General features: G+C 47.1%; 1 protein-coding gene, 1 tRNA gene and 1 rRNA gene. 2 read left to right on the plus strand and 1 reads right to left on the minus strand.

The window, feature by feature from the left end; translation table 11 throughout:
- The first annotated feature begins 40 nt into the window (after window positions 1-40).
- Together ACF8D4_RS19650 and rrf are read left to right on the plus strand one after the other, a co-directional pair.
- Window positions 41-116: transfer RNA gene (locus tag ACF8D4_RS19650), tRNA-Thr, on the plus strand.
- A 40-nt stretch (window positions 117-156) separates the two neighbouring features.
- Window positions 157-272: ribosomal RNA gene (gene rrf / locus ACF8D4_RS19655) — 5S ribosomal RNA — on the plus strand.
- A gap of 271 nt (window positions 273-543) precedes the next feature.
- Here rrf and ACF8D4_RS19660 read toward each other — a convergent pair.
- Complete coding sequence (locus tag ACF8D4_RS19660; RefSeq protein WP_392468930.1) at window positions 544-1,344, minus strand: IS630 family transposase; 801 nt, start codon at window positions 1,342-1,344, stop codon at window positions 544-546.
- Window positions 1,345-2,095: the final 751 nt, after the last annotated feature.

Genomic DNA, 2,095 nt, shown 5'->3' on the forward strand with positions numbered 1-2,095 from the left:
TGATTTTTACTTTAGATAAAGTGAAATCAAAGTTGAATTCGCTGATATGGCTCAGTCGGTAGAGCGCATCCTTGGTAAGGATGAGGTCCCCAGTTCGATTCTGGGTATCAGCACCATATTCAGCTGCTAGGCACTAAATAGCAGCAACAAAATTTGTCTGGTGACAATAGCATTGTGGTCCCACCTGATCCCATCCCGAACTCAGAAGTGAAACGCAATCGCGCCGATGGTAGTGTGGGGTCTCCCCATGTGAGAGTAGGTCATCGCCAGACGCCTAACAAACAAAAGAGCCCTAGCTGAATGCTAGGGCTTTTTTGTTTGTCTCGCTTCCAGCGAGCACGACTTAACATGCAGCCCAAAGCTGCTGGCGCAGTGTGTGCCCCTCAGCTCGCAGCCAAGCTGCTTCGCGCTACAGCCATCTATCAAGCTGTGCTTGATGAGCAGATGTCTTTCGCCCCCATGTGAGATGGTGCTGTGGATATGTTGAGAATGGCTCGACTGGTTTATCTGGTCAGATTTATCCAGTCCCTGGAGCACAGAGATTTAACTCGGCCAGTATCCCTCAATGAAGGTATTCCAGACTCGGGATACTTGCTCAACAATTTGCTCGTAGCAATCGAATACTCGGTTGGAAAGACAGTGTTGTCTGAGCCATTGCCAAACTTGCTCCATTGGGTTCAGCTCTGGAGAATAAGCGGGTAACTTAATCAAAGTGAGATTTGAGAAAGGCATTGCCGTATCCATAGTATGCCAGCCTGTGCCATCAACGATGACCACTGCATGCCGGTCGCTCTCGGTTGCCAACGATATCAATTCAAGGTGAAGCATCATGGCATCTTTGTTGACCAAGGGCGTAATCAATGCTTCCGTTTTACCGCTACTTGGGCACACTGCCCCAAACAGATACCCATAATCAAATTGCTGCTGTTCGACGACACGGGGACGGCTACCCCGTTTTGCCCAAAGTCTTGTCGTTTGGTTTTGTTGACCAAATCTGGCTTCGTCTTGGAACCACACATCCACACGCTCAAGTGGAAGATGACCCGGGATGAGACTGAAATCAAGCGCATGGAGTAAGCGGTACACATTGGCCAAGCTATAGCTCACATGCAGGTCGTTACAGATATAAACTCTGATATCTTCAGCTATTAAGCGTCCACAGTTCTGCTTGATAGCATTCTTCTCGATAAACTTTTTAAGTTGCTCTAATTGATGAGGAGAGAGTTGATTGAGTTGTCCGGGGTTAGGTTTATCAAGCAAACCATCGAGCCCATCAGCCAGGTAATTTGCGACCCAAGCATTAACACTGGTGCGACTCACACTAAGTAGAGCTGTTAATGACATAGTTGTCCGTGCGTATTCTTGATAAATGCAGCCGCCGCAACTGAGCTAATGAATATCCTTTTAGTTTGCCTTTGCAGAGTGGTAGGCATTAATCGTTTATCTCTAGCTATTCACCAATGTTCTAAGTTTCCCCAGGCTGCAAGCAGAGCAATGTGGTTTGTCAGTAGGCGCAGTTATTTATCATCGGCCGTATGAACATGTCGGGTATTCGAGTCGATGAGCCGCGCAGCTAAAGTTTGGGATTCTGGCTTCGAGGCTATGAACTTGGGCACAACCCTGTACTGGATGAGAAAACATTTTAGTAATTATACGGAATCTCGATTATTTCTGACTGGTTTCATGACCAATAAGGTGTATTACATGGGGGGAATCTTTCCCCTAAGTACGACTACCAGAATTGTTTATACAAATAGGTTTGTGGATAAGTCTGTGGTTAATGGGTAGGTAAGCTGTGTAGTTGAACGGGGTTTCCACAGTCGACCAATAAATTGAGTTTTTCTTTTAAAAAGCCCTTGCACAAAAGTTTTGGCTCCCTATAATGCGCTCCCACTGACACGGCGCAGCGGCAACGCGAACGACGTGGCAGGGTCGAAGAAAAACGGCTCTCGAGTCCTTTCAACGACAGGCGAAAAAAGATGGTAATTACCTCTTGACGCCGCGGCAGGAAAGCGTAGAATACGCAGCCCTGACCCGATGGCCACGACGCCTAAGGGATTGCTCTTTAACAAGATAAACAAGCAAATCTGTGTGG

The organism is Shewanella sp. YQ_9, assembly GCF_043103185.1.
GTDB classification, from domain to species: Bacteria; Pseudomonadota; Gammaproteobacteria; order Enterobacterales; family Shewanellaceae; genus Shewanella; species Shewanella algae.

What these genes read in the sequence shown, in the direction of transcription:
- ACF8D4_RS19660 (WP_392468930.1), bottom strand. Translation starts at nt 1,344, where the DNA reads ATGTCATTAACAGCTCTACTTAGTGTGAGTCGCACCAGTGTTAATGCT.